The 4652-nt window shown below is 60.9% G+C and carries 3 protein-coding genes and 1 pseudogene; 2 read left to right on the forward strand and 2 right to left on the reverse strand.

Features of this window, described 5'->3' with window-relative positions; translation table 11 throughout:
- Window positions 1-200: 200 nt before the first annotated feature.
- Both G3436_RS24915 and G3436_RS24920 read right to left on the reverse strand, forming a co-directional pair.
- Window positions 201-1673, reverse strand: coding sequence for an inorganic phosphate transporter (locus tag G3436_RS24915; protein ID WP_163950716.1), 1473 nt, complete (start codon window positions 1671-1673; stop codon window positions 201-203).
- Window positions 1674-1990: 317 nt separating this feature from the next.
- Window positions 1991-2192: pseudogene (locus G3436_RS24920) on the reverse strand (hypothetical protein).
- Between the two features lie 352 nt (window positions 2193-2544).
- On the opposite strand from G3436_RS24920, the gene pcaR reads away from it, so the two are divergent.
- Together pcaR and G3436_RS24930 are read left to right on the forward strand one after the other, a co-directional pair.
- Window positions 2545-3420 (forward strand): pca regulon transcriptional regulator PcaR, encoded by an 876-nt coding sequence (gene pcaR / locus G3436_RS24925; RefSeq protein WP_178116601.1) that lies wholly within the window; start codon window positions 2545-2547, stop codon window positions 3418-3420.
- Window positions 3421-3700: 280 nt separating this feature from the next.
- Window positions 3701-4652, forward strand: a 952-nt coding sequence (locus G3436_RS24930; RefSeq protein WP_163950719.1) for an MFS transporter, incomplete at its 3' end; no start/stop codon positions are given.

The following is a 4652-nucleotide window of genomic DNA, read 5'->3' on the forward strand; positions in this document are numbered from 1 at the left end:
CGAGTTGCTACGCAACTCTAACAGTCGCTTGCTTCGGCTTCGCCAAGGGGCTTCGCCCTGCCCCCCTGCGGCAACACCTCCACCTCCGGCCTCTGCAAGGGGCGGTAGATCAAGAGCCAGATCAACAGCCTGGCGCGGTGGCGCGCAAAAAAAATGGCCAGTCATGCACGATGACTGGCCATTTCCTGTACGCAACAACCTCAACCGATGGCTTTGGACGCCATCCAGAACAACCCCGCCGACAAGGCAATGGTCGCCGGCAAGGTCAGTACCCACGCCAGCAGAATGGTACGCACCGTGCCGCCTTGCAGGCCGCTCTTGTTGGCAACCATGGTCCCGGCCACACCCGACGACAGTACGTGGGTGGTCGATACAGGCAGGCTGAATATATTGGCCGCGCCAATCGCACACGCCGCAGTGATCTGCGCCGACATGCCCTGTGCATAGGTCATGCCCTGCTTGCCGATCTTCTCGCCAATGGTCAGTACCACACGCTTCCAACCCACCATGGTACCCAGGCCCAGGGCCAGGGCGACCGCCAGGATCACCCAGAACGGCGCGTACTCGGTGGTGGCAGTGATGTCTTTGCGCAGCTTCTCAAGGTCGGCCTTTTCACGCGGCTCCAGGCCCGGCAGTTTGCCGACCTTCTTCGCGGTGTCGTCCAGGCACAGCAGGTAACGACGCACTTCAACACGCTTCTCGGCCGGCAGCGAATGGTAGTCGGCCACGCCTTTGAGCGACTGCTGAAGGGCTGTGATGGTCGGCTCGGTCTGCTGCGGGTTGCAGCTGAACTGTTCCGGCAGATCACCGTCCTTGGCTTTGCCCAGGGCCAGGAACTCGCCCAGGGTCTCGCTGTTGCGCTGGTAGAACTGGCTCAGGTGCAAGGTAGCGTCGCGGGTACGCTCGATCTGGTAGGTGGTGCTGTTCAGGTCCAGTACGAACTGGGCCGGGACAATACCGATCAGTACCAGCATGATCAGGCCGATACCTTTCTGACCATCGTTGGAACCGTGCACGAAGCTGACGGCCATCGCCGAAATCACCAGCACCAGGCGGTTCCAGAACGGCGGGTGTTTCTTGTCGTCCAGCTTGCGGCGCTGTTCAGGCGTCTTGTGCATCTTGGACAGCGGGCGCCACCACTTCAGGCCGATCAGTACCAGCGCTGCCACGGCAAAACCGGCCATCGGCGAGAGTACCAGCGACATGCCGATGTCGATCGCCTTCTGCCAATTGACCCCGTCACCCAACGGAATGTCGTTGAGCAGGGCGTTGGCCAGGCCCACGCCGAGGATCGAACCGATCAGGGTGTGCGAGCTGGATGCCGGGATCCCGAAGTACCAGGTGCCCAGGTTCCAGGCAATCGCCGCCGCCAGCAACGAGAACACCATGGCCAGCCCGTGGCCGGTGTTCACATTGATCAGCAACTCGACCGGCAGCAGGTGGACGATGGCATACGCCACCCCGACACCGCCCAGCAACACGCCAAGGAAGTTGAACACGCCGGAAAAGAACACGGCCAGGTGCGGCGGCATGGCTTTGGTATAGATGACAGTCGCTACTGCGTTGGCAGTGTCATGAAAGCCATTGATGAACTCGAAGGCGAGTACGAAGGTCAAGGCGAGCAACAAGCTCACCAGTACCCAGGCATCAAGTCCGCTGAATAAATCGATCATGAAGGAATTCTGACCCGGTCATAAGGGGGCGCGATTATGCCAGAAATCCTGGGTAATCGATGCACTAGGTGCTGACTGGTACTGGCCGCTTTGCAGGGGGCGAGTGCCCTGTCGGTGCGGCAGGTGTTTGGTCAAGATCGGCAAAAATCAGAAAAAATAACGCAAACGGTCAGAAAAATAGCGGTTTTTGCGCGCATCAAATAATTCAAACGACCGTATTAAATTTGTGAGATTACGTAACGGTTTCATCTACGACGCCGCAAGGATCGTCCAGGGCACCGCATTGATGCAGGTGCCTGGCCGATGGTGGATAGGGGTCAGGGCTCCTGTGGCTTGAGTTCCTTTTGCATTTTTTTGCAGTTCCTCGGCAAACGCCTGGTCCAGCACACTGGCGCGTTTGCGCCACGGTTTGCGTTCGGGGTCCGGTTGGGCGGCATACGTGGTGACTTCTCCGCCGTAAACATCCTTGTAACGTTGCTCCTGGCGCTCAAGTTGCGCGCGCAGTTCATCTTTCGTCACAGTGCTACCTGATGGGTCGTAATTGATGTAGGTATCGACGCCAGTACGTCGAGTGACCCTGGCGCGGGAGGCGCGCGGTTGTATCGAGCATCTATATAAGACGCAGCGCTGTTTACAGTTGAATGACGCTGTTTTACACGTTCTGCCGACACCTGTCTGCACGGTGGAAGCAAAAAACGGCCTTGCTGGTGGGCAAGGCGTGCCTGGGACTTCTACGGTGGGTACCTGACCAGTCTCTCCAAGAAGCCACATGGTGGCAGGCGAAAGGTATAAGCAATTGTAGGCAGTGGTCAATTGCGATTATCGGCCGATGGTTCGATAATCGCCCAAGTGAAGATTGCCGAGGTGAGTCATGAGTGAAGAAACAGGGGCCAAGGGGCCCGGGCTGAATGACAATGTGCGCAGCTCGTTTGCGTCGTTGGCGCCGCCCATCGTGGCGTCGCCGGCCAAGCGCATTCAGGCGTTTACCGGTGATCCGGATTTCATGACGTCGCTGGCCCGCGGCCTGGCGGTGGTGCAGGCATTTCAGGAGCGCAAGCGCCACCTGACCATCGCACAGATCAGCCACCGCACCGAGATCCCGCGCGCGGCGGTGCGCCGTTGCCTGCATACGCTGATCAAGCTGGGCTACGCCACCACCGACGGGCGCACCTATTCGTTGTTGCCCAAGGTGCTGACCCTGGGGCATGCCTACCTGTCGTCGACACCATTGGCAGTATCGGCCCAACCCTACCTGGACCGCATGAGCGACCAGTTGCACGAAGCCTGCAACATGGCCACCCTGGAAGGCGACGACATCCTGTACATCGCCCGTTCGGCCACGGTGCAACGGCTGATCTCGGTGGACCTGTCGGTGGGCGGGCGCCTGCCGGCTTACTGCACCTCGATGGGGCGCATCCTGCTGGCGGCGCTGGACGACGCCACCCTGCACGAGTATCTGGAGCATGCCGACCTGCAGGCCAAGACCAGCCGCACGGTGCACGACCCGGCGGCGTTGCTGGAAATCCTCCAGCAGGTGCGCGAGCAGGGCTGGTGCGTGGTGGACCAGGAGCTGGAACAGGGCCTGCGTTCGATTGCGGTGCCGGTGTATGACGCCTCCGGCCAGGTGCTGGCCGCGCTCAACATCAGTACCCATGCAGGGCGCGTCAGCCGCAGCGAGCTGGAGCAGAAGTTCCTGCCGATCATGGTGGCGGCCAGCCGTGACCTGAGTACCCAGCTGTTCAGCTGACCCGGGACGTTCCTGTTCGATAAACGCACAGTCTTGCGTTTATCGAATTGCGCCGCGCCGCGCGCCTTATTAATGTCCCTCGCATCGGTCGACCTGCATCGACCTCCAATAATAATGAGCGAGAGAACATCCCATGACCTGCACCTTGTCCTGCTTCAGCCCGCACCTGGCCGCCTGCCCGCGACGCGGTAGCTGAGCCTTTCCAAAAGACCCGTACCCGATCGTCTGTGCCGTTCACGCGCGCACCCGCACCCTCGCGCGCTTCTTCTGGATAAAAACAATGAATAGTCCCCACGCTGCTGTTGGAAACTGCCTGGATGTGCAGTCGTTTATCAATGCTCAGCCGTTGTCGCGTTATCAGTGGCGAGTGGTCATCCTGTGCTTTCTGATTGTGTTCCTCGACGGCCTGGACACCGCCGCGATGGGCTTCATTGCTCCGGCACTGTCCCAGGACTGGGGCATCGACCGCGCCAGCCTTGGCCCGGTGATGAGCGCGGCGCTGATCGGCATGGTGTTCGGTGCGCTGGGCTCGGGGCCATTGGCCGACCGTTTCGGGCGCAAGGTCGTGCTGGTGGGCGCGGTGCTGCTGTTCGGCGCGTTCAGCCTGGCCTCGGCCTACGCCACCAATGTCGACCAGTTGCTGGTGCTGCGCTTTCTGACCGGTCTGGGCCTGGGCGCCGGCATGCCGAACGCGACCACGCTGCTGTCCGAGTACACCCCTGAGCGGCACAAGTCGCTGCTGGTCACCAGCATGTTCTGTGGCTTCAACCTGGGCATGGCCGGTGGCGGTTTCATCTCTGCCAAGCTGATCCCGATGTTCGGCTGGCACAGCCTGCTGCTGATCGGCGGCATTCTGCCGTTGCTGCTGGTGCTGGTACTGATGGTGTGGCTGCCAGAGTCGGCGCGCTACCTGGTGGTGCGCAATAAAGGTACCGACAAGGTGCGCCGCACACTGGCGCCGATCGAGCCGGGCATTGTCGGCCAGGCGTCGAGCTTCAGCGTGCCGGAACAGAAATCGGTCAAGGCGCGCAACGTGTTTGCGGTGATTTTCTCGGGCACCTACAGCGTTGGCACCTTGCTGCTGTGGCTGACCTACTTCATGGGCCTGGTGATCGTCTACCTGCTGACCAGTTGGCTGCCGACGCTGATGCGTGACAGTGGCGCGAGCATGGAGCAGGCCGCATTCATCGGCGCGCTGTTCCAGTTTGGCGGTGTGCTCAGTGCGGTCGCGG

This window comes from Pseudomonas brassicae (assembly GCF_010671725.1).
GTDB lineage: Bacteria > Pseudomonadota > Gammaproteobacteria > Pseudomonadales > Pseudomonadaceae > Aquipseudomonas > Aquipseudomonas brassicae.